Source organism: Rhizobium sp. Pop5 (assembly GCF_024721175.1).
Classification (GTDB): domain Bacteria; phylum Pseudomonadota; class Alphaproteobacteria; order Rhizobiales; family Rhizobiaceae; genus Rhizobium.
On the sequence record NZ_CP099399.1, the window covers coordinates 3,963,592 to 3,988,684 of the forward strand.

17 protein-coding genes and 1 pseudogene are annotated in these 25,093 nt (G+C 61.9%); 6 read left to right on the plus strand and 12 right to left on the minus strand.

Annotation, left to right across the window (positions count from 1 at the left end):
• Positions 1–2: 2 nt before the first annotated feature.
• The 4 genes from NE852_RS21615 to NE852_RS21630 form a co-directional block, all read right to left on the minus strand.
• On the minus strand, positions 3–1,274 hold the full coding sequence (locus tag NE852_RS21615) for an FtsX-like permease family protein (RefSeq protein WP_008528637.1): 1,272 nt from the start codon (positions 1,272–1,274) through the stop codon (positions 3–5).
• On the minus strand, positions 1,271–1,957 hold the full coding sequence (locus NE852_RS21620; RefSeq protein ID WP_258156074.1) for an ABC transporter ATP-binding protein: 687 nt from the start codon (positions 1,955–1,957) through the stop codon (positions 1,271–1,273). Before NE852_RS21620 ends, NE852_RS21615 begins: the two co-directional genes overlap by 4 nt.
• 6 nt (positions 1,958–1,963) lie before the next feature.
• The gene (locus tag NE852_RS21625) at positions 1,964–2,425 is read right to left on the minus strand and encodes a hypothetical protein (protein ID WP_008528638.1); all 462 of its coding nucleotides are present in this window, start codon (positions 2,423–2,425) and stop codon (positions 1,964–1,966) included.
• 140 nt (positions 2,426–2,565) lie between these two features.
• Complete coding sequence (locus NE852_RS21630; RefSeq protein WP_258156075.1) at positions 2,566–4,320, minus strand: alkaline phosphatase; 1,755 nt, start codon at positions 4,318–4,320, stop codon at positions 2,566–2,568.
• Between the two features lie 121 nt (positions 4,321–4,441).
• Between NE852_RS21630 and NE852_RS32775 the strand changes: the two are divergent.
• The 3 genes and pseudogenes from NE852_RS32775 to NE852_RS21640 all read left to right on the plus strand — a co-directional run.
• Positions 4,442–4,621, plus strand: a pseudogene (locus NE852_RS32775) (hypothetical protein); the annotation flags it as partial.
• Positions 4,622–4,732: 111 nt separating this feature from the next.
• Entirely contained in the window at positions 4,733–5,767 is a 1,035-nt protein-coding gene (locus NE852_RS21635; protein ID WP_008528643.1) for an aspartate-semialdehyde dehydrogenase, read from the plus strand.
• A gap of 167 nt (positions 5,768–5,934) precedes the next feature.
• Positions 5,935–6,756, plus strand: coding sequence for a lytic transglycosylase domain-containing protein (locus tag NE852_RS21640; RefSeq protein ID WP_008528644.1), 822 nt, complete (start codon positions 5,935–5,937; stop codon positions 6,754–6,756).
• 51 nt (positions 6,757–6,807) lie between these two features.
• Here the strand turns inward: NE852_RS21640 and NE852_RS21645 are convergent, their stop codons facing one another.
• The 3 genes from NE852_RS21645 to pdxY form a co-directional block, all read right to left on the minus strand.
• A complete protein-coding gene (locus NE852_RS21645) occupies positions 6,808–8,427 on the minus strand; it encodes a GGDEF domain-containing protein (protein ID WP_008528645.1) in 1,620 nt (539 codons plus the stop codon).
• 96 nt (positions 8,428–8,523) lie between these two features.
• Complete coding sequence (locus NE852_RS21650) at positions 8,524–9,165, minus strand: carbonic anhydrase (RefSeq protein ID WP_258156076.1); 642 nt, start codon at positions 9,163–9,165, stop codon at positions 8,524–8,526.
• 72 nt (positions 9,166–9,237) lie between these two features.
• The gene (gene pdxY / locus NE852_RS21655; RefSeq protein WP_008528650.1) at positions 9,238–10,113 is read right to left on the minus strand and encodes a pyridoxal kinase PdxY; all 876 of its coding nucleotides are present in this window, start codon (positions 10,111–10,113) and stop codon (positions 9,238–9,240) included.
• 277 nt (positions 10,114–10,390) lie between these two features.
• Between pdxY and NE852_RS21660 the strand changes: the two genes are divergently transcribed.
• Positions 10,391–15,166, plus strand: a complete 4,776-nt coding sequence (locus NE852_RS21660; RefSeq protein WP_258156077.1) for an NAD-glutamate dehydrogenase — start codon at positions 10,391–10,393, stop codon at positions 15,164–15,166.
• 24 nt (positions 15,167–15,190) lie between these two features.
• Positions 15,191–16,579 (plus strand): MFS transporter, encoded by a 1,389-nt coding sequence (locus NE852_RS21665; protein WP_258156078.1) that lies wholly within the window; start codon positions 15,191–15,193, stop codon positions 16,577–16,579.
• Between the two features lie 38 nt (positions 16,580–16,617).
• Here NE852_RS21665 and purH read toward each other — a convergent pair whose 3' ends face one another.
• From purH to htpX, 4 genes are all read right to left on the minus strand, one after another.
• Entirely contained in the window at positions 16,618–18,234 is a 1,617-nt protein-coding gene (gene purH / locus NE852_RS21670) for a bifunctional phosphoribosylaminoimidazolecarboxamide formyltransferase/IMP cyclohydrolase (protein ID WP_258156079.1), read from the minus strand.
• Positions 18,235–18,340: 106 nt separating this feature from the next.
• Complete coding sequence (locus NE852_RS21675; protein ID WP_052034554.1) at positions 18,341–20,014, minus strand: heparinase II/III family protein; 1,674 nt, start codon at positions 20,012–20,014, stop codon at positions 18,341–18,343.
• 148 nt (positions 20,015–20,162) lie between these two features.
• Entirely contained in the window at positions 20,163–21,551 is a 1,389-nt protein-coding gene (locus NE852_RS21680) for an RsmB/NOP family class I SAM-dependent RNA methyltransferase (protein WP_037172022.1), read from the minus strand.
• Complete coding sequence (gene htpX, locus NE852_RS21685; RefSeq protein ID WP_008528673.1) at positions 21,542–22,498, minus strand: zinc metalloprotease HtpX; 957 nt, start codon at positions 22,496–22,498, stop codon at positions 21,542–21,544. The genes NE852_RS21680 and htpX overlap by 10 nt, the downstream gene beginning before the upstream one ends.
• Positions 22,499–22,609: 111 nt before the next feature.
• Between htpX and NE852_RS21690 the strand changes: the two genes are divergently transcribed.
• Positions 22,610–22,834 carry a DUF1674 domain-containing protein gene (locus NE852_RS21690; protein ID WP_008528674.1) on the plus strand — a complete coding sequence of 75 codons (225 nt, stop codon included), beginning with the start codon at positions 22,610–22,612 and terminating at the stop codon, positions 22,832–22,834.
• 94 nt (positions 22,835–22,928) lie between these two features.
• On the opposite strand, the gene acs is transcribed toward NE852_RS21690, so the two are convergent.
• Entirely contained in the window at positions 22,929–24,884 is a 1,956-nt protein-coding gene (gene acs / locus NE852_RS21695; protein ID WP_258156080.1) for an acetate--CoA ligase, read from the minus strand.
• Positions 24,885–25,093 lie beyond the last annotated feature (209 nt).

Sequence of the window (25,093 nt, forward strand, 5' to 3'; positions counted from 1 at the left end):
GGCTACGCCCTCAGCGCCTGCGCCGGCGATTGCCGGTAGGCGAGCACCGCCGGCAACGCGGCGAGCAGTGCGGCAAAGGCGAGCAACACCCCTGCAAGCCCGCCATCTTCGCGGGCGAAGCCCACCGGCATGGCGATGCCGCTCGTCTGAGAGAACACGCCCGACAAGGTCAGGGCCGCGACAAACCCGAGTGCGAATCCAAGCCCGATCCCCACCGCCACGAGGGCAAAAAATTCCAGCCACACGATACCGAAGATCGCGCCGCGCGGAGCGCCGAAGGCTCTCAGCGCGCCGATCTGGCGGCGGCGCTGGCCGACATGAATAACCGTGACCAGCACCAGCGAAGCTGCGACGAGCGCCTGCGCGCCGGAAGCGACCGCGACGAGAATCTGCTTGGCGTCGCCGAGCGTGGCGTAGAGATTGGTCAGCACCTCGCCGGGAAAGACGGCGACGGTATTGCCGCTGCGATAGTCCTGCCGCAGCTTATAAGCGTCGGCGATCGTCTTCGGCTTGACGAGGATGGCGGGAAGGCCGGGAGCATCCGCCGTCCAATTCTCGTTCAGCGTCGCATCCGGGTCGATTTCGCCGCGATGCTCATGCGTATCGTGTTGGGTGACGGGCTGCGCGTGATCGTGCCCGGCCTCCTCCGCGCCTTCCGCATGCTCTCCCGCGCCCAGGCCATGAATATGCCAGACGGCCTGGATTGGAACGAGAATGGCCCGGTCCCAGGCGGTGCCGGTCGGCCGCAGGCGGCCGGCGATATGATAGACGAGTTCGGTATGGGTCTCGCCCCCTTCTTCTACCGAACCGTGCATCGGCTTGATCTCGCCGCCGAGCGAAAGCTTGACCGCCGAGCCGATCACCGCCTCTCCCTCGCGCGCGAAAACCTGGCCCTCGGCAAAATCGCCGGACAATTTACCCGCCAACGTCGCCGTCGTGCCGACGATTGGATAGCCGGAGAAGGAATCGCCTAAGCCAATCGGGGCCGCCCAGTCGACGCGGGGATCAGCCGCAAGCCTGGCCAGGACTTCGCCCGGCATCAACGGCAAGGGCGAAGGCTGCAGGAAGACGGAGGAGAGCACCAGCTGCGTCTCGCTGCCGCCGGCGCCGATGACCAGATCGAACTTGTCGGCGGCGCGCGCGCTGCCGAGGCGAAGCGCCCGCTCCTGCAGCACGACGGAAACGCCGAGCGCGGTCGCGAGCGCCACCAGCAGCACGACGACAAGCGAACCCGCCCAGAGGCGGCGAAGATCGGCGAGGATGAAGCGGATCATGCGGCCTCCCCGGCGGCAGTGTCTTCGCTGATCCGGCCGGCGCCAAAGGTGATCTGCCGGTCGAGGCGGCCGGCGAGACGCTGATCATGCGACACGACGATCAGCGTACTGCCTTCGGCAATGGCAAGATCGAGGATGAGATCACCGACGGCCTCGCCGCTTTCGGCATCGAGGCTGGCGGTCGGCTCGTCGGCGATGATGACGCCGGGCTTGCGCAGCAGCGCCCGGGCGATCGCCACGCGCTGCATCTCGCCTCGCGACATGGTCTCGATCTTCTGGCCGGAACGGGAAAGGCCGACGGTGCTGAGCAGCGCATGCGCCCGCTCGATGATATCAACCGTGGCGGCACCTGCAAGGCGGGCGGGCAGAAGCACGTTTTCCAGCGCCGACAGGCCGGGAAAAAGATGGAATTCCTGCATGACGAGGCCGATATTGGCGGCGCGGAACCGGTCGCGGCGGCTTTCGGAAAAACCCGCTATATCCTCGCCGTTCCAGCGGATGCGGCCCTGCCGCGTCCGCTCCAGCCCGGTGATGGCATTGACGAAGGTGCTCTTGCCGGAGCCGGACGCGCCGGTGATGGCGACCCTGCTGCCGGCATCGATCGACAGGCGGCCGATCGCCAGCGCCGGCGAGGACAGACCCGGGAAGTTGACGGCAAGATTTTCGATATCGAGAGCGAGCATATTGGTTCAGACGGCCGAATATTCGGCCTGGCGAATGCGCAGCAGGCTGACGAAGCCGGTTTCCGGATCCGTCCAGGAGCCGTATTCCAGCGTGCCGCGCACTTCGATCGTCTGGCGCGGCTGCACGAAGGTCTGCTTTTCCGAGAGATAGACAACGACGATATTGTCAGGCCAGTCGGCATCCGAGGAGCAGAAGGGGCAGAGCGACATCGGCACTTCGGTGAGCACGAAGAACTGCGCCTCGGCCTTCAGCGGCGGCGCCATGAAGCCTTTCATGCTAATTTCCTGGCCGGCAAGGCGCTTCACCTTGTCGGAGAATTCGAGGCCGAGCACGCCGAACTTGCCGTAGAGTTCATTGAAACTCAGTGACGGATCGGCGGCACGAACGAAGGAAGCGGTGAAGGGAAGCGCGACGGCAGCGCCGATCAGCCGACGGCGGCTGAGATGCAGCGAAGAGAATATGTCCATGGCGACCTCCAGGAAGCAAATCCTGGCCTCTAGCATCGTGCTTTTGCGCGTCTGAAAGACGCGCGGCGCTGTAATCGGCCGGGATCAGGATCGATGAAAGGGGCAGGACCGGCAAGCGGTCCTGCAGGATCGACTTCAGGTCAGTTCGTCTGCTTGACGCCGAGCGCAAAGGTGTCGGCAAGCACGCGATAGACGTCGCTCTGTTCCATGTAGCCATGGAATTCTTCCGAACCCGGACCGGCCGACTGCAATACGACGTCGTCGACCGCATGGACGCCGCTTTCGCTGCCCTTGGGAAGGTTGCCCTGGACGAAGACCGCGCCGGGAACATCCTTGTACTGCTCGTTGGCGACATATTCCTTCTTTTCGTTCTGGACAGCCGGAACGAACGGACCGTCGAGCTTCGGACGGAAGGTCTCGTAGTGGTCAGGGCCGTTGTTAGCGCTCAGGAACAGACGGCGGCTGACGTCGACCTTGTCGGGGTAGCCATCGCCGTTTTCATCCTTGTAGTTCGGGAAGCCGGCTTCGGCGTAGGTCCCGACCTTTTCGCGCATCTCAGTGCCGGGCTTCTCGTCATCGACAGTGCCGATGATCGATACGCCATGGGTGTGGTCGCCGGTGACGACGATCAGCGTATCGGGATGGGCCTTCTGAAATTCGCGGGCAACGCCGATCGCCTGGTCGAATTCGATGGTTTCGAAGACGGCGCGATCCCAATCGAGCGGATGGGACATCTTGTCGATCGAGGAGCCTTCGACCATCAGGAAGAAACCTTCCGGATTCTTCGAGAGGCGGTCGAGCGCAACCTTAGTCATTTCGACGAGGCCCGGCTGGTTCGGGAACTTGTCGACGGTGCCCTTCTTCAGGAATTCGCGATCGAGCGTAACGTCCATGTTGCCGGTGTGGAAGAGACCGAGGAGTTTGCCTTCAGCCGATGCGTTGGCTGCAAGTTCGTTCCTGTCGGTAGCGAGCTTGTAACCGGCATCCTGGAACAGCTTGATGTAATCCTGGTTGTCCTTGCGCTTGGAACCGGCGACCTCTTTGCCGAGGAAATAGGCCGAGCCACCGCCGAGCAGGACTTCCGGCTTGACGTCGAGCAGCATGCCGACGACCTCGGCCTTGTCGCTGCGGTTGCGGGTATGGGAAACGACTGCAGCCGGCGTGGCGTCTTCGACCTCAGCCGTCGCAACGATGCCGATCGACTTCTTGGTCGTGCGGCGAAGAGCTTCCGCGAAGGTTTCGACACGCGGATCGTCGAGCGAGGCCGGCGTGCGGTCCGCATAGACGCCGAGCGCGTTGACGGCGGTCTTGTGACCCGTCATGTAGGCCGACATCGTATTGGCCGAGTCCGTGGAAACCGCGTTCGTCGCCGACGTGCCGATGAAGGCCATATGGTCGAGGTCGTCCATGTTCAGGCGGCCGTTGGCCTTACCCTCGGTCATGCCCTTGGACATGATGCGGGCGGCGGTGCGGTGCGCGACGGAAAGGCCGTCGCCGAGCAGGAAGATGATGTTCTTGGCCTTCGGCTGGCCGGCGGTCTCGTAAACGTTCCAGGTGACGGACTTCGTCTCGTCGCCGGCGGCGACCTCGACCTTGTAGGCGCCGGGAGCAGAAATCTTCAGGCCGCGCAGCAGGAGAGCGGAGCCGAGAGCCTTGTCTTCCTTACCCTTTTCCAACTCGACGAACTGCGCCTCGCCCCCGAGAACGGTCTTGTAATCCTGGCCGTTGACCGTGATCTTCACGTCTTCAGGCTTGACCTGCTTGTTGAGCTCGACCTTGAAGTCGAACGGCGAGCCGACGAGAATCGTGGCGCGGTCAAGCGGATAGACCGTCGTCGCCTCAGCGGCGCCCGCGAGGATGGTGGTGGCCGCAAAGGCGGCGAGAAGCGTACGCATGGAAAACCCCCGTTTTCGTTGCAGACAATTGCCAATCGGGCCGGGATACCTGCCGGGGATGACAGCGGGATGACAAAAGGTCGCAGGACCTAGGCCGCTCCTCCCGACCGCGAACACTCCAAGCAAAAACCTTGACTCCTGTGGAAAACCTTCTAAGAGCAACAGCGGAAAAGGAATCTCCATGGTTCGCGACGAACACGCCATTGCCGAATGCAATGACCGGGCACGGGTTGCTGGGGTGGATATTGCCGTTCCGGTTTCTTCCAAAACCAAGGCCAAAACGACGACGAAAACCGTCTGACGTCTCTGGCCTGCCGCTCTCTCCCCGGCTCGGCTGGGGACAGGAAGACGCGATTATTCGCGCCTTTCCCCCTCACCGGACAGAGGAGAGAAGAGAAAGAGAGCTTGAGAAATGGGTTTCAAAGTAGCAGTTGCGGGAGCCACCGGAAATGTCGGCCGGGAGATGCTCAACATCCTCTCCGAACGAGGCTTCCCCGCCGATGAGGTCGTGGCGCTCGCCTCCGCGCGTTCGCAGGGCACCGAAGTTTCCTACGGTGACCGGACGCTGAAGGTCTCCAATCTGGAAAATTACGATTTCTCCGATACCGATATCTGCCTGATGTCGGCTGGCGGCGAGGTCTCCAAGAAGTTCTCGCCGAAGATCGGTCAGCAGGGCTGCGTCGTCATCGACAATTCCTCGGCCTGGCGCTACGACGCCGATGTACCGCTGATCGTGCCGGAAGTGAACCCCGACGCCATCACGCAGTTTACCAAGCGTAACATCATCGCCAACCCGAATTGCTCGACCGCCCAGCTGGTGGTCGCGCTGAAGCCGCTGCACGACTTCGCCAAGATCAAGCGCGTCGTCGTATCGACTTACCAGTCGGTCTCCGGCGCCGGCAAGGACGGCATGGATGAGCTGTTCAACCAGACGCGCGCCGTCTTCGTTGCCGATCCGATCGAGAACAAAAAGTTCACCAAGCGCATCGCCTTCAACGTCATCCCGCACATCGACTCCTTCATGGAGGACGGCTACACGAAGGAAGAGTGGAAGGTGCTGGCCGAGACGAAGAAGATGCTCGACCCGAAGATCAAGGTAACCTGCACGGCGGTGCGCGTTCCTGTCTTCATCGGCCATTCGGAATCGGTCAACATCGAGTTCGAAAACGAGATCACCGCCGACCAGGCCCGCGACATCCTGCGCGACGCACCCGGCTGCCTCGTCATCGACAAGCGCGAGAACGGCGGCTATATCACGCCGTATGAATCCGCCGGCGAGGACGCGACCTATATCTCGCGCATCCGCGAGGACGCGACTGTTGAAAACGGCCTCAACATGTGGGTGGTCTCCGACAACCTGCGCAAGGGCGCGGCGCTGAATGCCATCCAGATCGCCGAGCTGCTCGTCAATCGCGGCCTCGTCAAGCCGCGCAAGCAGGCAGCCTGATACCATTTGTAAACCATAAGATGCTAAGCCCTGCTCGACGAGCGGGGCTTTTCGGCCAGATGCAGCCGTATAAGTGCTTGCTAAAAGGTGATCGTGACAAAATCGCGAGTGGCTGGCATTCTCTTGCCCGGCCAAAAAGCTATGCAGATCGAGAGCGGGGTTTCTCAATGCGCATGACAAAATTGATTCTGGCGGCCGCCGCGGCAATGGGCGTCCTCCATGCGGTACCGGCGTTCGCGCAGGGCGCGCAATGCGGCAATACCAGCGCCGGCTTTGACGCCTGGGTTGCCGATTTCAAGCAGACGGCAGCGGCCAACGGCGTCAGCCAATCGGTCCTTAGCCGAGCCTTCGCCAATGTCAGCTATAACAAGCCGACGATCGCCGCCGACCGCGGTCAGAAAAGCTTCAAGCTTTCCTTCGACGCTTTCATGCAGAAGCGCGGCGGTGCAGCCGTCATTTCCCGCGGCCGTTCGATGAAAGCCGCCAACCAGGCGCTCTTCGCCTCGATCGAGCGCCGTTTCGGCGTTCCGGCCGGCCCGCTGATCGCAATTTGGGGCATGGAGACCGGTTTCGGCAGCTACATGGGCAACCAACATACGATGTCGGCTGTATCAACCCTTGCCTATGACTGCCGCCGTTCGGAATATTTCACCGACCAGCTCTATGCGGCACTCCAGCTCGTTTCCGAGGGTTATCTCAGCCCGCAGGCCAGGGGCGCTGCCCATGGTGAAATCGGCCAGACGCAGTTCCTGCCGCGCAACGTCGTACGCTTCGGCGCCGATGGCGATGGCGATGGCCGCGTCGATATGGTCGGTTCCCGCGCCGATGCGCTCGCCTCGACCGCAAATTTCCTCAAGGGCCATGGCTGGCGCGCCGGCGCCGGCTATCAGCCGGGAGAACCGAATTTCGTTGCTATTCAGGGCTGGAACGCCGCAAGCGTCTACCAACAGGCGATCGCCTATATCGGCCAGCAGATCGACGGCAGATAAGCCTTTATCGATAGTGACACCTCAAAACGCCGCTGCGATATGCGGCGTTTTTCATATGCGAGAATCGAAACCACCGCCGGACGCCGTCTTGCGTCGTTCTTCCTGTGGCGCCACCGGCACGGTCGGTCCCGACACGACGCAATTGCGGCCAGAGGCTTTGGCGGCGTAGAGCGCCAGATCGGCGCGCTTAACCAGGTCCTCGAAATTCCGGTTGAAGGCGTCATTTGCCCGACCGGCGCATCCGAAGCTCGCCGTGACCTTGAGAAGTTCGCCGCTCGGCAAGGGAATTTCCGCAGCCTCGATCGCCAGCCGCACGCACTCGGCAACGATTGCGGCATCGTCAGGCGTCGAATCCGGCAGAAGCGCCAGGAACTCCTCGCCGCCATGGCGCACCAGCAGATCGAAGAAGCGGAAATTCTCGCGCGCGACGCCCGCGACATGCCGTAGCACGGCATCGCCGGCATCATGACCGTAGGCGTCGTTGACCTTCTTGAAATGATCAAGGTCGAAAAGCACCACGGAAATCCAGCGCGAGCCATGCTCGGCCTGTGTGAGGAGCGCAGATGCCGCGACCTCGAAGCCGCGCCTGTTGTAAAGGCCTGTTAGAAGATCGATTTGAGCGGCGTTGCGCAATTCGCCTACCAACATCTCGCGGTCCCGCGTCAACCGGTCGATCAAGCGCAGGCCCCTTGCCGCCAGCAGCATCACCAATGTGGCGAGAATGAGCAGGCCGGCGCACAGCGACAGGATCAGCGTCAGGTGAATGTGCGAGCGCGTCGAAAGGCTTTCGCCGGTCTCGTGAATATCTTTTGCGGCTTCGACCATCTTCTGCTGCAGAAAGGCCATGCGTTCGCTCTGCGCAGTGGCCCAGACGTCGCGCACTTCACGCGTCGGCCGCGATCCGGCAAGGATGGCATCGGTGATCGCATTCGCCTTCACCTGGTCGCTGCGGCCGAGATAGGCAACGATATCGCGCACGATCGGCGCCGTTGAATGGAAGACCATGTGATCCATGCCCTCACCGAGCATGACTTTGCCCTGTATGAACAACTCCACCGGAAATCTGGCAGAGACGCCATGATCAAGGTAGCGGGTGCCGACGCCGGTAATCAGCCTTTCGCCGTAATAGGTCAGCAGGATACCCATCAGCTGGTTGGATTTTTCGAGCAGCACCGGATCGCTGATCCGTGGTGAAAGCGCATCGACAACGGCAAGCTGCTTGAGGGCCGCATACCAATAGATAGAGCCGGGATCGCTACCGGCGTAAAGGCCCTGGTCGACGGCGCTACGTGCGGCGACGATGCGGCTATAGGCAAGGCTGAGAATCGATAATTCGCCCGCGAGCCCCTCCTCGAGCGTATCGCGGGGGGGCAGGCTGGCATAGAAGGCGCTGCGCTCGCGATCGAGCATCACCCGGCTTCTCTGCATGTCGGCGGCAGTGCTGCTATTGGGACGTGCGAGGTAGAGGCGGGTGGCGCCAATTTCACTGAGGATCTCCGTGGCGGCGATGGACCCGCCGCGGGCGAGCACGTCGGCGAACTGCCGGTCCTTTTCGAGATCCCTGTATTGTCTGAGCGAAGAGCGGATGACGACGACGCCTTCAATCAGCATGAAGACGAAAGGCAGCATGATGGCGGCCAGGATGACCCTTTTGATGGTTTCGAACTTCATCGCCAATCGCCACGGTGATCAAAACGTCGGTCATGCGCGACCAATAGACCGCAACCTTAGCATCAATTGTTAAAAAACTGATAAAGCGGCAAGTCCCTAAATTTCGGGACGAATGAAATCGCGCGTCTCGGCGTCCATGACCCAGAGCTCGCCCGTCGAAATATCGAACCAGGCGCCGTGAAGATGCATTTTTCCTGCTTCTTCGAGCGCCTTGATATCGGGGAAGGTCCTGAGATTGTTGATGGAATTGCGGATGGAGACACGCTCCAGCGCCGTCTGCCGCTCGGCGGCCGTCATCACATCGTTGCTCTGGATCTGCTCAGCGGCGGGCTTGACCAGCGACATCCAGCGGCCGATGAAATCGCCGGGAGACAGGGGCTCGGCATTCGGGTCGAGCGCTGCACGGATGCCGCCGCAGCGGCCATGACCCATCACGACGATATCGGAGACTTTCAGCGCCTGAACGGCAAATTCAAGTGCGGCCGATGTCGAATGGAAATGACCGTCCGGCTCGTAGGGCGGCACCATGTTGGCGACGTTGCGGATGACGAAGAGTTCGCCCGGGCCGGCATCAAAGATCAGCTCCGGCGCCGCACGCGAGTCCGAACAGGCAATGACCAGGGTGCTCGGGCTCTGGCCGTTTTCGGCAAGCTGCCGATACCTGTCGCGGGCGTCGGCATAACGCCCGTTCATGAAGTTGCGATAGCCGTCCAGAAGAAGTGTTGGAAAACGCTGCATGCCTTCTGGATTAGCGCGCACGGACGATAAGATCAACTGCTGCACTGCAAAATGCATGCATCGACAAATGCGTCATTTTTTCCGCCGCTGCGCCGGATGCACGAGCCGGCGCATCTGCACCATGGCCATCGGCGTCGAAAGGCTGGACGCGTCGCTTGCCAGCATCAGCTCGTTGCTGCCGCGTTTGACGGCGCGGGCAAGCACTTCAAAGACGCTGGCGGTGGCAAGTTGCAGCGCCTTTTCGTCCTCGAGGCCGGAAAGCAGGCGCGACAAGAAGACCGCGGCAAGCAGATCGCCGAGACCGTTCGGCGGGTTCTCGACGACGCGGTGCTCGGCAAGAAGTGCGTGACGGCCGGAGAGATAGAGATTGCCGGTACCACCAGCCATCATCGGCACGGCCGACGTGACGAGCATGCGCGACGGCCCGAGTGCTAGCGCCGCCTCCATGATCGCGCTATTGTCTTCGAGGGCCGCCCCCGAAAGCCAGGCGAGTTCGTAACGGTTCGGCGTTGCGAGCGAGGCGAGCGGGATGAGATGGTCGCGAATGGCCTCTGCCGTTGCTTCCGGCACGTAGAGGCCTCCGAGATCGCCCATGACGGGGTCACAGACATAGAGCAATTCGGGATTGTCTTGTCTCAGCGCCCCGACCAGCCGGGCGACGGAGCGCGCCTGGGCGGCATTGCCGAAATAACCGGAAAGCACCGCCTTGACTTCGCCGATCCAGGGCGCGCGGATAAGATCGTCGACCGCCGCGTCGAAATCGGCTTCCGCGAATGTCAACCGCGTCGAGCGGCCGTGACCGGGATGCCAGGGCAGCACGACTGTTGGAAGCGCCCAGACCGGATGACCGAGCGTCTCCAGCGCAAAGACGGCCGCCCGGTTGCCGACTGAGCCGCGCACCACGTGGCTCGAGATGACGATGACTGCGCCCGCTGCATTTTCCGACATGATATCAAGGTCCGAATGATGTTCGCGTTTGATGATCTTTTTGACGCCGCACTGTCAACCATTCTTCACGTGAGCATGGAAATGTCTGGCGAAACGAAATACCCGAAAATGGCCGTTTCTGTTCGTTTTGGCCACGAAAGCGGAAAAATCTCTAACAATTTCCCATTTCTAGCGTCAAAAAAGCATCAAAACGGTCCTTCAGACCTCTATTTTAGAGATTTTTTCGAGGAATCTTCTGCTAGCTTGCAGAAAATCAGTCCATTGCGGGAGGCGATCTATGGCTGCGAGAAACAATCCGAAACGAGAAAAACAGATCGAAAGCGCGCAGAAGATCGCCAAGGCGACGGGCGAGGCGCATCTCGATCCGGAAATTCTCTTCGGCCGGGCCAGCAATGACGATCTCGAACTCTATACGCCCGAGATGCTGGCGCTTTCCGCCGTGCATTCGGCCAAGGAACTCGCCGCTTGGAACGGCAAGACGCCACGCGTCAGCATCGACACCATTGCCGAGGTGACGCCTGACGGCACCGCCGTTGCGGTGCTTTCGGTCACCGACCAGAACATGCCTTTCCTCTATGAATCGGTCATGGGCGAGGTGACGAGCACCCACCGCGATCTCTTCATGGCCGTCCATCCCATTCTGGTGATGGAAAAGGGCAAGGAAGCCGCGCTCTATTCCGCCGATCATCAGAGCGATCCGGCCACACGCGTCAGCCATATCCAGCTTCATATCGCGCCGCTCAATTCCAGCCAGGCCGCCGATCTCGTCAAACGCATCCAGACCGTGCTCGAGCAGGTGCGCCTTTCGGTCTCGGACTGGAAGCCGATGCTCGCCAAGCTCGACGGCGTGATCGCCGAGCTTGCGGCGAACGGCGCCGGCCGCAGGAAGGCCGAGCATGCCGAGGCGATCGCGTTTCTGAGCTGGCTGCGCGACGAGAACTTCACCTTCCTTGGCATGCGCGAATATGTCTATTCCGGCAAGGGCGCCGACGCCAAGGTCGAGCGCGACAAGGGCGCCGGCCTCGGCATCCTCTCCAACCCCGATGTTCTCGTCCTGCGCACCGGCAAGGACGCCGTGACCACGACGCCCGAGATCCTCGCCTTCCTCGATGGCCCCGATTTCCTCATCGTCACCAAGGCGAATGTGAAATCGATCGTCCATCGCCGCGCCTATATGGATTATGTCGGCGTCAAGCGCTTCGATGCTCAGGGCAACGTCACCGGCGAGCTGCGCATTGTCGGGCTTTTCACGTCGACGGCCTATACTTCGCTCGCCTCCGAAATCCCGCTGCTGCGTTCCAAGATCGAAAAGGTGAAGGAACATTTCGGCTTCGACCCGATGAGCCATTCCGGCCGCATGCTCGACAACACGCTGGAATCCTACCCGCGCGACGACCTCTTCCAGATCGACACGACTTTGCTTGCAAGCTTTGCCGAACAGATCAACGATCTCGCCGATCGGCCGCGCGTGCGCGCGCTCCCGCGCATCGACCATTTCGACCGCTTCGTCTCGGTGATCGTCTACGTGCCGCGCGAGGAATATGACTCGATCGTGCGCGAACGCATCGGCACCTATCTGAAGACCGTTTATGACGGCCGTGTCTCCGCCTATTACCCGGCTTTCCCGGAAGGCGGCGTGGCGCGCGTGCATTTCATCATCGGCCGCTCCGGCGGCAAGACGCCGCGCATTCCGCAGGCGAAGCTGGAACAGACGATCCGTGAAATTACCGCACGCTGGGACGACCGCTTCGAAGCATTGGCCGGACCCAAGGCCCCGAAACTGGCGGTCGATCAGGCCTTCCAGGACTCCTTCACCCCCGAAGAAACCGTGGCCGACCTCGCCGATATCGGCGCTTGTGCGGCCGGCGAGCCCCTTCGCATCCAGTTCTATCATCGCAAAGAGGAACAAGGCCGCGTCCTGTCGCTGAAAATCTTCCATGGCGGCGGCCAGCTGGCGCTGTCGCGCCGTGTCCCGCTTCTGGAAAACCTCGGTTTCAACGTCGTCAGCGAACGCACCTTCGACATCGGAGTGCCGGCTGCCGGTGGAGAAACGAAACTCGTCGTGCTGCACGACATGGAACTCGAGACCCGCAACGGCAGTGAAATCGACCTGCATCGCTACGGCGCCGCCCTCGAGGAAGCTTTCGTCGCCGCCTTTGCCGGCACGATCGACAATGACAGTTTCAACCGGCTGATCCTCTCGGCCGGGCTCTCGGCGCGCGAAGCCAATGTGCTGCGCGCCTATGCGCGTTATCTCCGCCAGGCCGGTATCGCCTATTCGCAGGATTATATCGCAACGACCCTCGACAAATATCCGAGGATCGCCGCCGCCATCTTCCGCCTCTTCCACGACACGCTCGACATCAAGCTTTCGGAAAAGGCCCGCGTGAAGAAACTTGCCGAGCTGCACCAGGCGATCGAGGCCCAGCTCGCCGACGTGCCGAGCCTTGACGACGACCGTATCCTGCGCCGTTACGTCAATATCGTCGACGCGACGCTGCGCACCAATTATTTCCAGAAGAACGCCGACGGTTCGCCGAGGCCGATGCTTGCCTTCAAGCTCGATCCACATCTCGTCGACGGGCTGCCAGACCCTAAGCCCTTCCGCGAGATGTTCGTCTACGGCGTCGAAGTCGAAGGCGTGCATCTGCGTTTCGGCAAAGTGGCGCGCGGCGGCCTGCGCTGGTCTGATCGTGCCGAGGATTACCGCACCGAGGTGCTCGGCCTCGTCAAGGCGCAGCAGGTGAAGAATGCCGTCATCGTGCCGGTCGGCGCCAAGGGCGGCTTCTATCCGAAGAAGCTCCCGGTCGGCGGCAGTCGCGACGAAATCTTCAATGCCGGCCGCGAAGCTTACAAGACCTATATCCGCACGCTGCTGTCGATCACCGACAACATCGCGGGCGCCGATATCGTGCCGCCGAAGGATACGGTGAGGCTTGATGGCGACGACCCTTATTTTGTAGTCGCCGCCGATAAGGGCACGGCAACGTTCTCCGACACCGCCAATGCGCTCGCCCAGGAAGCCGGCTTCTGGCTGGACGATGCTTTCGCCTCCGGCGGCTCTGCCGGTTACGACCACAAGAAGATGGGCATCACCGCCCGCGGCGCCTGGGAAACGGTGAAACGCCATTTCCGCGAAATGGACATCGACATTCAGACGACGCCCTTCACCGTCGCCGGCGTCGGCGACATGTCGGGCGACGTCTTCGGCAACGGCATGCTGCTTTCTCCCAAGATCCGGCTCATTGCTGCCTTCGATCACCGTGACATCGTCATCGATCCCGATCCGGACATGGAAAAGACGCTTGCCGAGCGGCAGCGTCTCTTCAACCTGCCGCGTTCGAGCTGGCAGGATTTCGACAAGGGCGTGCTTTCGAAAGGGGCGATGATCATTTCCCGCTCGGCGAAATCGGTCACGCTGACACCCGAAGCGGTTGCCGCGATCGGCATCGACAAGGCGGTCGCCACGCCCTTCGAGATCATGACGGCGATCCTGAAGAGCCCGGTCGATCTGCTGTGGTTCGGCGGCATCGGCACCTATGTGAAGGCTCCCTCGGAAACCGATGCCGAAGTCGGCGACCGCGCCAACGACCCGATCCGTGTTACCGCGACGGAGGTCCGCGCCAAGGTGATCGGCGAAGGCGCAAACCTTGGCGTCACCCAGAAGGGCCGCATCGCCTACGGCCTCAACGGCGGACGCTGCAACTCCGACGCCATCGACAATTCGGCCGGCGTCAACACCTCGGACGTCGAAGTCAACATCAAGATCGCGCTGGCGGCCGCCATGCATGACGGGCGCCTGACGCGCGCAAAACGTGACCAGCTTCTTTCGTCGATGACCGACGAAGTGGCGGTCCTCGTGCTGCGCAACAACTACCTGCAGTCGCTGGCGATCTCGCTGACATCGCGCAAGGGTACGGCAAACGGCCTGGAGCTAGCGCGCTTCATGACCGTTCTCGAAGGCGCCAAACAGTTGAACCGCAAGGTCGAGACCCTGCCTGACGACTCAACGCTTTCCGAGCGCTATGCCGCCGGCAAGCCACTGACCCGGCCGGAAATCGGCGTGCTACTGTCCTATGCCAAGATCGTGCTCTTCGATGCTCTGGCCGCAAGCGACCTTCCTGACGATCCCTATTTCATCGCAACGCTTTCGAACTATTTCCCTGTGAAGATGCAGAAGTCGAATGGCGGCGATATCGCCAGCCATAGGCTGAGGCGGGAAATCATCGCGACCGTGCTTGCCAACGAAGCTATCAACCGCGGCGGACCGAGTTTCATCGTCACCATGATGGATGCGACGGCGGCGTCTGCGCCGGAAGTGGTGCGCGCCGCGATCGTCGCCCGCGACGGTTTCGACCTGACCCGACTTTGGAGCGAAACGGATGGCCTCGACGGCAAGGTTTCCGGTGAGATGCAGAACCGCATCTACGAGGAGATCAGCCATAGCTTCATCGTACTGACGCGCCTGCTTCTGAAGACCGGCATGGGCAAGGCCGATATGGCGGAAGTGATTAGCCGGCTGCAGGCGGCGCTAAAGAAACTCAAGCCCGCTTTCGCCGAACAATCGGCCGGCGACGCCGCCGCGCGACAGGCGGAATTGAGCCAGGCCGGCGTGCCGGAAAAACTCGCCGCCGAGATCGCCAATCTCCCGAGCTTCGCGCTGGTGCCCGAGATCATGCAGATCGCAGAGCGCACCGGTGAGCCATTGGTGCGCGCCGCCGAAAACTACTTCGCGGTTTCGCAGACCTTCCGTATTGCCAGGCTGCTGGCTGCCGGCGGGCGGATCCTCACTTCCGATCACTACGAAAACCTGGCGCTTGCCCGCAGCATCGACCAGATCGCCAGCGCGAGACGCGATATCGTCATCTCCGCCCTTTCCGATCACGGCAAGGAGAAGCTTCCCGTCCAGGCCTGGCATGCGCAGGATCGCATCCGGATCAACCGCATCGTCGAGGAACTTTCGAGCCTCAGCGACGGCGGCGATCCCAACCTTGCCCGGATCACCGTTGCCGCAGGTATACTGACCGATCTTGCGCGCGACCGGGCGAGGTGAGACAGTCCGCGAAAAAAGGAGCGGATGTTGAATCGTATCGACTGGACAGGAACACAGCCCCCGAAAGCCACGGAGAAGGGCATCTGGGGGTGGATGTTCTTCGACTGGGCGGCCCAGCCTTTTTTCACGGTGGTCACGACCTTCATCTTCGGGCCCTACTTCGTCTCGCGCCTGACCGCTGACCCGGTTTCCGCCCAGACGACGTGGAGCAACATGGCGACGATCTCTTCGGTGATTATCGCCTTGCTCTCGCCCGTTCTCGGCTCGATCGCCGACCAGTCCGGCTCCCGAAAACCCTGGATCGGCTTTTTCGCCATCATCAAGATCGCGAGCCTTTTCTGCTTGTGGTTCGCAGCCCCCGGTTCTCCGGTCATTTATCCCGCGATCTTCATGATCCTCGCCTCGATCTCGGCCGAGTTTTCGATCGTCTTCAACGATTCGATGATGCCGCGCCTTGTCCCCAAGGAGGAGATCGGCAGGCTATCCAATACGGCGTGGGGGCTCGGCTATCTCGGCGGCATGATCGTGCTCATCGCCGTCGTGACGCTCTTGGCGGCAAACCCCGAGAGCGGCAAGACCATCCTCGGTCTCGATCCGCTTTTCGGCCTTGATCCCAAGACCGGCGAGGATGCGCGCATCACCGGGCCGATCTCGGCTGTCTGGTACCTGATCTTCATCCTTCCGATGTTCTTCTTTACACCGGATGTTCGCCGGGGTCTTCCCTTCATCAGTGCCGTGCGCTTCGGCCTGCGGGAACTGAGAAACACGCTCGGCGAACTCAAGGAGCGCCGCGGGATCTTAAGATTCCTCATCGCCCGGATGATCTACCAGGACGGCGTCAACGGCCTGCTGATCCTCGGCGGCGTTTTCGCCGCCGGCATGTTCGGCTGGGCGACGATCGAAATCGGCATCTATGGCATCATCCTGAATATCGTCGCGATCCTCGGCTGCCTGCTGGCCGGCCGCATCGACAAGGCTGTGGGCTCGAAGACGACCGTCGTCATCAGCCTCACCATGCTGCTTCTCGCCACCCTCGGCATCATTTCGACAGGACCGGGTTATACCCTCTTCGGCCTGATGCCACTGCCGACAGCGGATTCCGGCGGTCTCTTCGGCACCGCGGCGGAAAAAGCCTATATCCTCTACGGCCTGCTGATCGGGCTCGCTTTCGGGCCGGTGCAGGCTTCGTCGCGATCCTATCTCGCCCGCAGCGTCAGCCTGGAGGAGGCCGGCCGCTATTTCGGCATCTACGCGCTTTCGGGCCGCGCCACGAGTTTCATGGCGACGCTGCTCTTCTCGCTGGTAACTTATCTGAGCGGATCGCCGCGGCTCGGAATGGCGACGCTGATCCTGTTCCTCGCCGGCGGCCTGGTGCTGCTGGTCCGCACGCCCTATCCGGCCGACCGCGCGTAGAAAACGCTACGCACGGCCGGAGGTGATGAAGTATCGGGTCAGTGCCGGAAATGGCGCATGCCGGTGAAGACCATGGCGACGCCGTGTTCGTTGGCGGCATCAATAACGTCCTGGTCGCGCATCGAACCGCCGGGCTGAATGACCGCAGTCGCGCCTGCGGCGATCATCGACAGAAGGCCGTCGGCGAACGGCAGGAAGGCTTCGGAAGCGACCGCCGAGCCCTTTGTCATCGGAACCGCAAGGCCGAGCGCCTTGGCGGCCTCTTCGGCCTTCAACGCGGCGATGCGGGCGGAATCGACCCGGCTCATCTGACCAGCGCCGATGCCAGCCGTCTGGCCGTCCTTGGCATAGACCACGGCATTCGATTTCACATGCTTGCCGACCTTGAAGGCGAACTTCATATCATCAAGTTCCTGCGCCGTCGGCGCACGCTTGGTGACAACCTTGAGTTCCAGGTCCTCGACCATGCCATTGTCACGGCTCTGGACGAGCAAGCCGCCGGAAACGGTCTTCGCCGTCAGGCCCGCAGCGCGCGGATCGGGCAGACCGCCGGCCGACAGAAGCCGCAGGTTCGGCTTGCGGGCGACGATCGCCTTCGCCTCTTCGGTTACATCGGGCGCGATGATGACTTCGGTGAACAGCTTGACGATCTCCTCGGCCGTTTCGGCATCCAGAATCTGGTTCAGTGCGATGATGCCGCCGAAGGCCGAAACGGAATCGCAGGCGAGCGCCCGCCGATAGGCCTCGACCAGGCTCGATCCGGTGGCAACGCCGCAAGGGTTGGCATGTTTGATGATGGCGCAGGCCGGCGCCTTCTCCGGCAGGAACTCGGCAACGAGTTCGTAAGCGGCATCGGTGTCATTGATATTGTTGTAGGAGAGCTGCTTGCCCTGGAGAAGCGCAGCCGTGGAAACGCCCGGGCGCTTCTCGCCGGTCACATAGAAGGCCGCCTTCTGGTGCGGGTTTTCGCCGTAGCGCATCTCCTCCTTGAGCGCGCCGCCGATGACGCGGTGACGCGGCGTGTCGATCGACAGCGCCTCGGCAAACCAGTTGGAAATCATCGCGTCATAGGCCGCGGTGCGTGCATAGGCCTTGGCGGCCATGCGCTGGCGGAAGGCATAGGCGGTCTTGCCGTCGCCAGCGGAGAGCTGCTCCAGGAACTCGGCATAATCGGCCGGATCGGTCAGGATCGTCACATAGGCATGGTTCTTGGCCGATGCGCGGATCATCGCCGGACCGCCGATATCGATATTCTCCAAGGTCGTGGGGTAGTCGCCACCGGCCGCGCGCACTTCTTCGAAGGGGTAAAGGTTGATGACGGCGAGATCGATACCCTCGATGCCGTGCTTTTTCATCGCCTCCTGGTGCTCGTTGTCGTCGCGGATCGCCAGCAGGCCGCCATGCACCGTCGGATGCAGCGTCTTGACGCGCCCGTCCATGATTTCGGGAAAACCGGTAATTTCGGAGACATCGGTGACGGCAAGGCCGGCAGCGGCGATCGCCTTATAGGTACCGCCGGTCGACAGCAGCCGCACACCTCGCTCCGACAATGAGCGCGCAAGTTCGACGACCCCGGTCTTGTCGAAGACGGAGAGGAGGGCGGTCTTGATTTCGACCTTGTCGGGGGCGGGGATCTTCTTGGAAATGACGGCCATGAAACCTTCTCCGTTCGGGCTTCGGGAGACGTCACAACGGACGTCTATACGCTGGCGCCGCGTTAGCACAGCTTTGCCGCCGCGCAAACAGGCCTCAGCATATGATCTAGCCTTTGCGGGACAAGAACCAGCGGATTTCCGTCTTATCGGCGAGATCGAAGTCGATCTCGATCTGGTCCGAACCGCAAATGCCGGAGCTATCGGCAAAGAAGATGTCTTCGGTGATCAGCACTTCGTTGCCGGGCGCGGAGAACAGCCAGCTTTCGCCGTCCGGCGCCATCAGCAGCACGGACTCGCTGTCGCTCTGCTGCAAGACGATCGCGGGATGGATATGAAAGCGGGCGACTGCCTTCAGCGGCTCGTCATTCTGATATCCATCCTGGACGACAAGCCGGTCGCGGCCCGTCACGATCGAGCCGGTGGCATTGAGGGTCAGCTCCCGCTCGTGCAGCACGCCGAACGCCCTCAGATAACCGTCATGACTGAGCTTGATGCCATCGCGTCCGTCCTCGGTTTCGGCCCGCTCGACGGCGACTGATTTGACCGGCTCGATGATCGCGTGACCGAGGAAGGGCGAGGGCGAAAAACGACTGGAGGACGTGTCGTTGAGAATGACGGTCGAATGCGCCGCCGTCGTGCGCGCCATCTGGATGTAACGGTGCCCGGCGAATTTCGGCGAGCCGGAATTGACGATGAAGCGATGGCGGCCGGACGACATTTCGAAGGAGAGGCTGCCGGCATGCGCCGTGCGCCGCGCGCCTCCCGAAGGCGGCGTGCCCGTATCGGCGATGATCACCGTCTTTCCCCCGGCCAGCCGCTGATAGCGCGAATGCGGCAGAGCCTTGAACGGCTGGCCGGCAGTCTCATCATATCTGAGCACGGACATCAGCTCGTTTGCGAGCGTCGAAGTCGCTCCGTTGAAGAGCGCCAGATCCCCGTCCTGATGGCGAAAGAACCGCAATGCCGGATACATGCGGTCGATGCCGGAGATCAGTTTCTGCGGCAGGTCATGGCCGAGATTGACGTAGGTTTGCCGCAGCGGCAGCAGATCGAGCAGCAATTCCAGACCGACGCGCGGATTGCGCGAGACATGGCCGCCATCGGCCAGAATCTGGCTATCGAATTCGCGGTCGAGCGCCTGTGCCGCCCTTTTGAGCGTGGATGCGCGGGTCGGCATGGCGACGGAAGCCATGGCGAGCGCGATGCGCAGCCGAAACAGTTCCAGCCCACCCAGTGTATACGGCGCCACGCGGTGCAGGAACCGGACCTGGAACGCCAGCGATTTCATGAAGCGGCGATAAAAGCCGCGATCGGCGTTCTGCAGCACGACGGGCGAATGCGACAACCACGCAATGACGCGCTGAGCGGTCACATCGATTTCCCAGGCAATCCCTTCCATGCGGCCGGCATGGATGGAAAGCCAGCTGTCGACGATCGCGCGGGCGGCGGCCGAACTGCGCTCCGTCTTGTTCGCCCGCATGTGCCGCAGCCAGCCGAAGCTGTGCAGGCGGATCGCGAAAGGGCGCGAGGGCAGGGTGAAGGTAAAGGGTGATTTCCCGCCGGTTTCGAGCATGCGCCCGGCGAGCAGAAAACGTCCGTTGAGGATCTCGTCGGCCACATGCGGGTCGATGCTGCGAAGGTCGGTCGGCGCGACGATCAGGCGCTCGGGCGGCTTGATCGAATGGCGGGAGAGCTTCAGGCGCAGCAACGCGACGCGGCGCAAGGCGCGCCGCCAAGCTTCCCGAACATACATGCTCGCAAAACGCCGACCGGACTGCATATTCTATTGTCTATTGACCCTCGTGGTTAAGAATAGGTGAAAAGTGGCCGATTTCATCGCCCGCAATGAATTAATTCGTGACAAGGTTCGAATATACTCAAATTCATGCGCACCGCCGGAAATTATGCGGCGGTACTGGAAGCTGCGATTAGGCTGTTCGTCGCAGCACGGCTGCATAGAAGCCGTCGAGGCCGGAGGCAAAACCGTCAGGCATTTTCAGCATCGTGGGAAGCGTGCGGAACTCGCCGAGCGGCGTGATCGCCGCTTCAAGACCGGGCCAGTCGCCAGCGCCGATCGCCACACGCTCAAGCCCCTCCGTATCGGAAAGAACGCGGGCGACGACCTCCTCGCCCTCGGCGGGGTCGAGAGAGCAATTCGAGAAAACCAGCGTGCCGCCCGGTTTCAGCAATGTCAGCGCGTGACGCAGCAGCCGCTCCTGCAGCGCGGCCAGCCTGGCAATGTCCTCGGGACCTTTGGTCCAGAGCACGTCGGGATGGCGCCGGGTCGTCCCGGTTGAGGAGCAGGGGGCATCCAGCAGGATCGCGTCGAAGCGCTGCGCCGGTTCGAATTTCGTGAGATCCGCCGCGATCGTCTCCGCCTTCAGGCCGAGCCGGTCGAGATTCGATCGCAGCCGTCTGAGCCGGCTTTCCGATTGATCGAGGGCGGTGACGGTGGCGCCGGCAAGGATGACCTGCGCCGTCTTGCCGCCAGGCGCAGCACAGAGATCGGCGGCTCTCTTGCCGGAGAGATCACCGAAAAGCTTGGCCGGAATGCTCGCCGCCGCATCCTGCACCCACCATGCGCCCTCGTCGAAGCCCTCGAGCGAAGGAATGCCGCCCTCAAAGGTCGCAAGACGCACCCCGCCGGTCGGCAGGACAACCCCGTTCAGCCGTTTTGCCCAATCTTCGGGATCGGATTTGACGGTCAGATCGATCGCCGCCGGCTCGAGCTGGGACTCCGAAATCGCCAGCGCCACTTCGCGGCCATAGGCCTTTTCCAGCCTCGCAATGAACCAGGCCGGCATCGGCGCGACCTTGCCGATCTCTTCCAGCACCGCATCCTTTTCGCGGCCGAGACGACGGAGGATAGCATTGACCAGCTTGGCAAAACGGCGATTGCGCGGATCCTGATTGGCCTGTTCGACGGCAAGGTCGACGGCCGAATGATCGGGCACGTCGAGATAGAGGATCTGCGCCGCGCCGATCGCGAGAACGTGGTGCAGCGCCCGCGCGCCTTCCGGCAGCGGCGAATCCAAGAGCGCGGCAATTGCCGCATCGATGCGCGGCAGATGGCGCAGCGTCGTGTTCAGCATGGCGCGAACAAGCGCCCGGTCGCCTTCGCCGAGCGCCTTATAGGCCGGATTGCCATGCTCATGATCGAGCGCACCATCGAGCGGCAGCTTGCGGTCGACGACCGCCGCCAGGATTTTCGCCGCCGCGGCCCGCGCCTGCAGGCCGGGCTTGGCTGGCGCCGATCGTGGAGCGGAGGGCTTCTGTTTGCGGAATGGCTTCTTCGTGCCGTCTGAATTCAAGACCACGGACCTTTTGGCGGTTGCGAACCACCGCGACCCGTATTCGGAACAGAGCGCGATTTGCGCGACGGATTAGCAGCACGAACCGGTCCCGTCGAGACATTCATGCCACCCTGTGCCATCTCCTGCAGCGCGGCGATGCGGTTTTCCGTGTTCGGATGGGTCGAAAACAGGTTGTCCATGCGCTCCCCGGAGAGCGGATTGATGATGAACATATGCGCCGTCGCCGGATTGCGCTCGGCATCTTCGTTTGGCACCTGGGCGGCACCCCGCGCAATCTTCCCGAGCGCCGAGGCGAGCCAGAGCGGATTGCCGCAGATCTCGGCGCCGCGTCGGTCCGCCGAATATTCGCGGGTGCGGCTGATCGCCATCTGCACCAGCATGGCGGCGAGCGGCGCCACGATCATGGCGACGAGGACCCCGACGAAGCCGAGCGGATTGTTGTTGTTCTCGCGGTTGCCGCCGAAGAAGAAGGCGAAGTTGCCGAGCATCGAGATCGCGCCGGCAAGCGTTGCGGTGATCGTCATGGTCAGCGTGTCGCGGTTCTGGATGTGGGCAAGCTCATGCGCCATCACGCCGGCAACTTCCTCGGGAGACAATGCCCTTAGAAGACCTGTCGAGGCAGCGACCGCGGCGTTTTCAGGATTACGGCCGGTAGCAAACGCGTTCGGCTGCGGGCTATCATAGAGATAGACCTTCGGCATCGGCAGCCCGGCATTGCGGACGAGATCGCGCACGATCCGGAAGAATTCCGGCGCATTGCGCTCATCGACCTCCTGGGCGCGATAGGCCGAAAGCACCAAACGATCGGAGTTCCAGTAGGAGAAGAAATTCATGCCGGCGGCAATGAGGAATGCAATCATCATGCCTGCCCGGCCGCCGATCAGGAAGCCGACAAACATGAAAAGCGCCGTCATGAAGGCAAGCAACATGGCAGTGCGAACGAGGTTCATTGCTGATCTCCATCTCCGATTTCGGCGTCAGAAGCTTTAAATCCCGGCGCCGGCGCATTATGATTTGGTTATTCGCCGGCCATTTTCAATGTTTTCCGGCAGGAGAAGCCAATGCAGGAAGCCGATAACGACAATAGCGAAACCGCGGCAACCGAGGGATCGGAGCCGCCGCGCAAGATGCTGTCGCCGGCTGCCAAACGTGCCCTTGCCGAAGCCGAGGAACGGCGGAAGAACCAGAAGCCTCTCGAATTGCCGCCGGAAACCGGCGGCCGCGGGGGAGCTGAACCGGCGCGCTTCGGGGACTATGAGATCAATGGCCGGGCGATCGATTTTTGATTCGGCTCGGGGAGCCAAAGCGCCGCTTAAAAGCAGCGGCATTTCCCGCGCGGAAAAATAAGGCCGCTCCGACAAGAGGGAGCGGCCTTGTCGTTTAAGCAGTCACCTTGTTCTGCCGGTTGGCGATCAGATCGTCGACGACAGCGGGATCGGCGAGCGTCGAAGTGTCGCCGAGAGCGCCGAAATCGTCTTCGGCGATCTTGCGCAGGATGCGGCGCATGATCTTGCCGGAACGGGTCTTCGGCAGGCCCGGCGCGAACTGGATCTTATCGGGGGCAGCGATCGGCCCGATTTCGGCGCGGACATGTTTCACCAGCTCCTGGCGAAGCGTATCGGTGCCTTCGTGGCCGGCCATCAAAGTCACATAGCAATAGATGCCCTGGCCCTTGATCGGATGCGGATAACCGACGACGGCCGCTTCCGAAACCAGATTGTGCGAGACGAGCGCCGATTCCACTTCCGCGGTCCCCAGCCGGTGGCCGGAGACGTTGAGCACGTCGTCGACGCGGCCGGTGATCCAGTAATAGCCGTCGGCATCGCGCCGGCAGCCGTCGCCGGTGAAATATTTCCCCTTGTAGGTGGAAAAATAGGTCTGGATGAAGCGCTCGTGATCGCCATAGACCGTGCGCATCTGGCCCGGCCAGCTGTCGGTGATGCAGAGATTGCCGTCGGCGGCACCCTCCAGCACCTTGCCTTCATTGTCGACCAGCTGCGGCTTGACGCCGAAGAACGGTGTCGTCGCCGAACCGGGCTTCAGATCGGTGGCGCCCGGCAGCGGCGTGATCATATGGCCGCCGGTTTCCGTCTGCCACCAGGTATCGATGACGGGGCAGCGCTTGTCGCCGACGACGTTGTAGTACCATTCCCAGGCTTCCGGGTTGATCGGTTCGCCCACAGTGCCGAGCAGGCGCAGCGAGGAGCGCGAGGACCGCGTGACGAATTCGTCGCCTGCACCCATAAGCGAGCGGATCGCCGTCGGCGCGGTATAGAAGATATTGACCTTGTGTTTGTCGATGACTTCCCAGAACCGGCCCTGGTCGGGGAAATTCGGCACGCCCTCGAACATCAGCGTCGTTGCGCAATTCGCAAGCGGCCCATAGACGATATAGGAGTGGCCGGTGACCCAGCCGACATCGGCCGTGCACCAGTAGACGTCGCCGTGATGGTAGTCGAAGACATATTCATGCGTCATCGAGGCATAGACGAGGTAGCCGCCCGTGGTGTGCAGCACGCCCTTCGGCTTGCCTGTCGAGCCCGACGTATAAAGGATGAAGAGCGGATCTTCCGCTTTCATCTTCACCGGCGGGCATTCCGCCTTCACGCTGGCGACCTCCTGATGATACCAGAGGTCGCGGCCGGGCGCCCAGCCGGTCTTGCCGCCGGTGCGGCGAACGACCAGAACCTTCTCCACGATCACGTGCTGGCGTGCTGCAATATGAATTGCAGTATCGGTATTGTCCTTCAGCGGCACCGGCTTGCCGCCACGCACGCCTTCGTCGCAGGTGATGACGAAGGTGGACTCGCAGTCGACGATGCGCCCGGCCAGCGCTTCGGGCGAGAAACCGCCGAAGACGACCGAATGCACCGCGCCGATGCGGGCGCAGGCAAGCATCGCATAGGCCGCCTCCGGGATCATCGGCATGTAGATGGTGACGCGATCGCCCTTCTTGACGCCGTGCTTCTTCAAGACGTTCGCCATTCGGCAGACATGCTCGTAGAGCTCGTTATAGGTGACCTTGTTGTCGACGTAGGGGTTGTCGCCTTCCCAGATGATCGCCACCTGGTCGCCATTGGTTTTCAGATGGCGGTCGATGCAATTATAGGAGACGTTCGTCTGGCCGTCCTCAAACCACTTGATCGAGACCTTGCCGGTAAAAGACGTGTTCTTGACCTTGGTATAGGGCTTGAACCAGTCGATCCGCTTGCCGTGCTTGCCCCAGAACTTGTCCGGGTTCTCGACGCTTTCCTCGTACCATTTCAGGTACTTATCCTTATCGATCAGGGCACGCGCCTTCACCGGCTTCTGCACCGGATAGATCTTCTCCGACATGGAACTCCTCCTCATAGGACATGCGACGGGCCAAGCGATCTATGAGGCCCGGATTCAAATCAGGGCAATTCATAGCAGGTCGCATCGACACGGCAATTAGACGAAGGTCATTTCATTTCGGAAGAATTGCAATTCTGCGACAGTACGGTTATATAGCGGCATATTTCCCGGACATTGTGGTGACAATCCACGGACCGCGACCGGCGCGG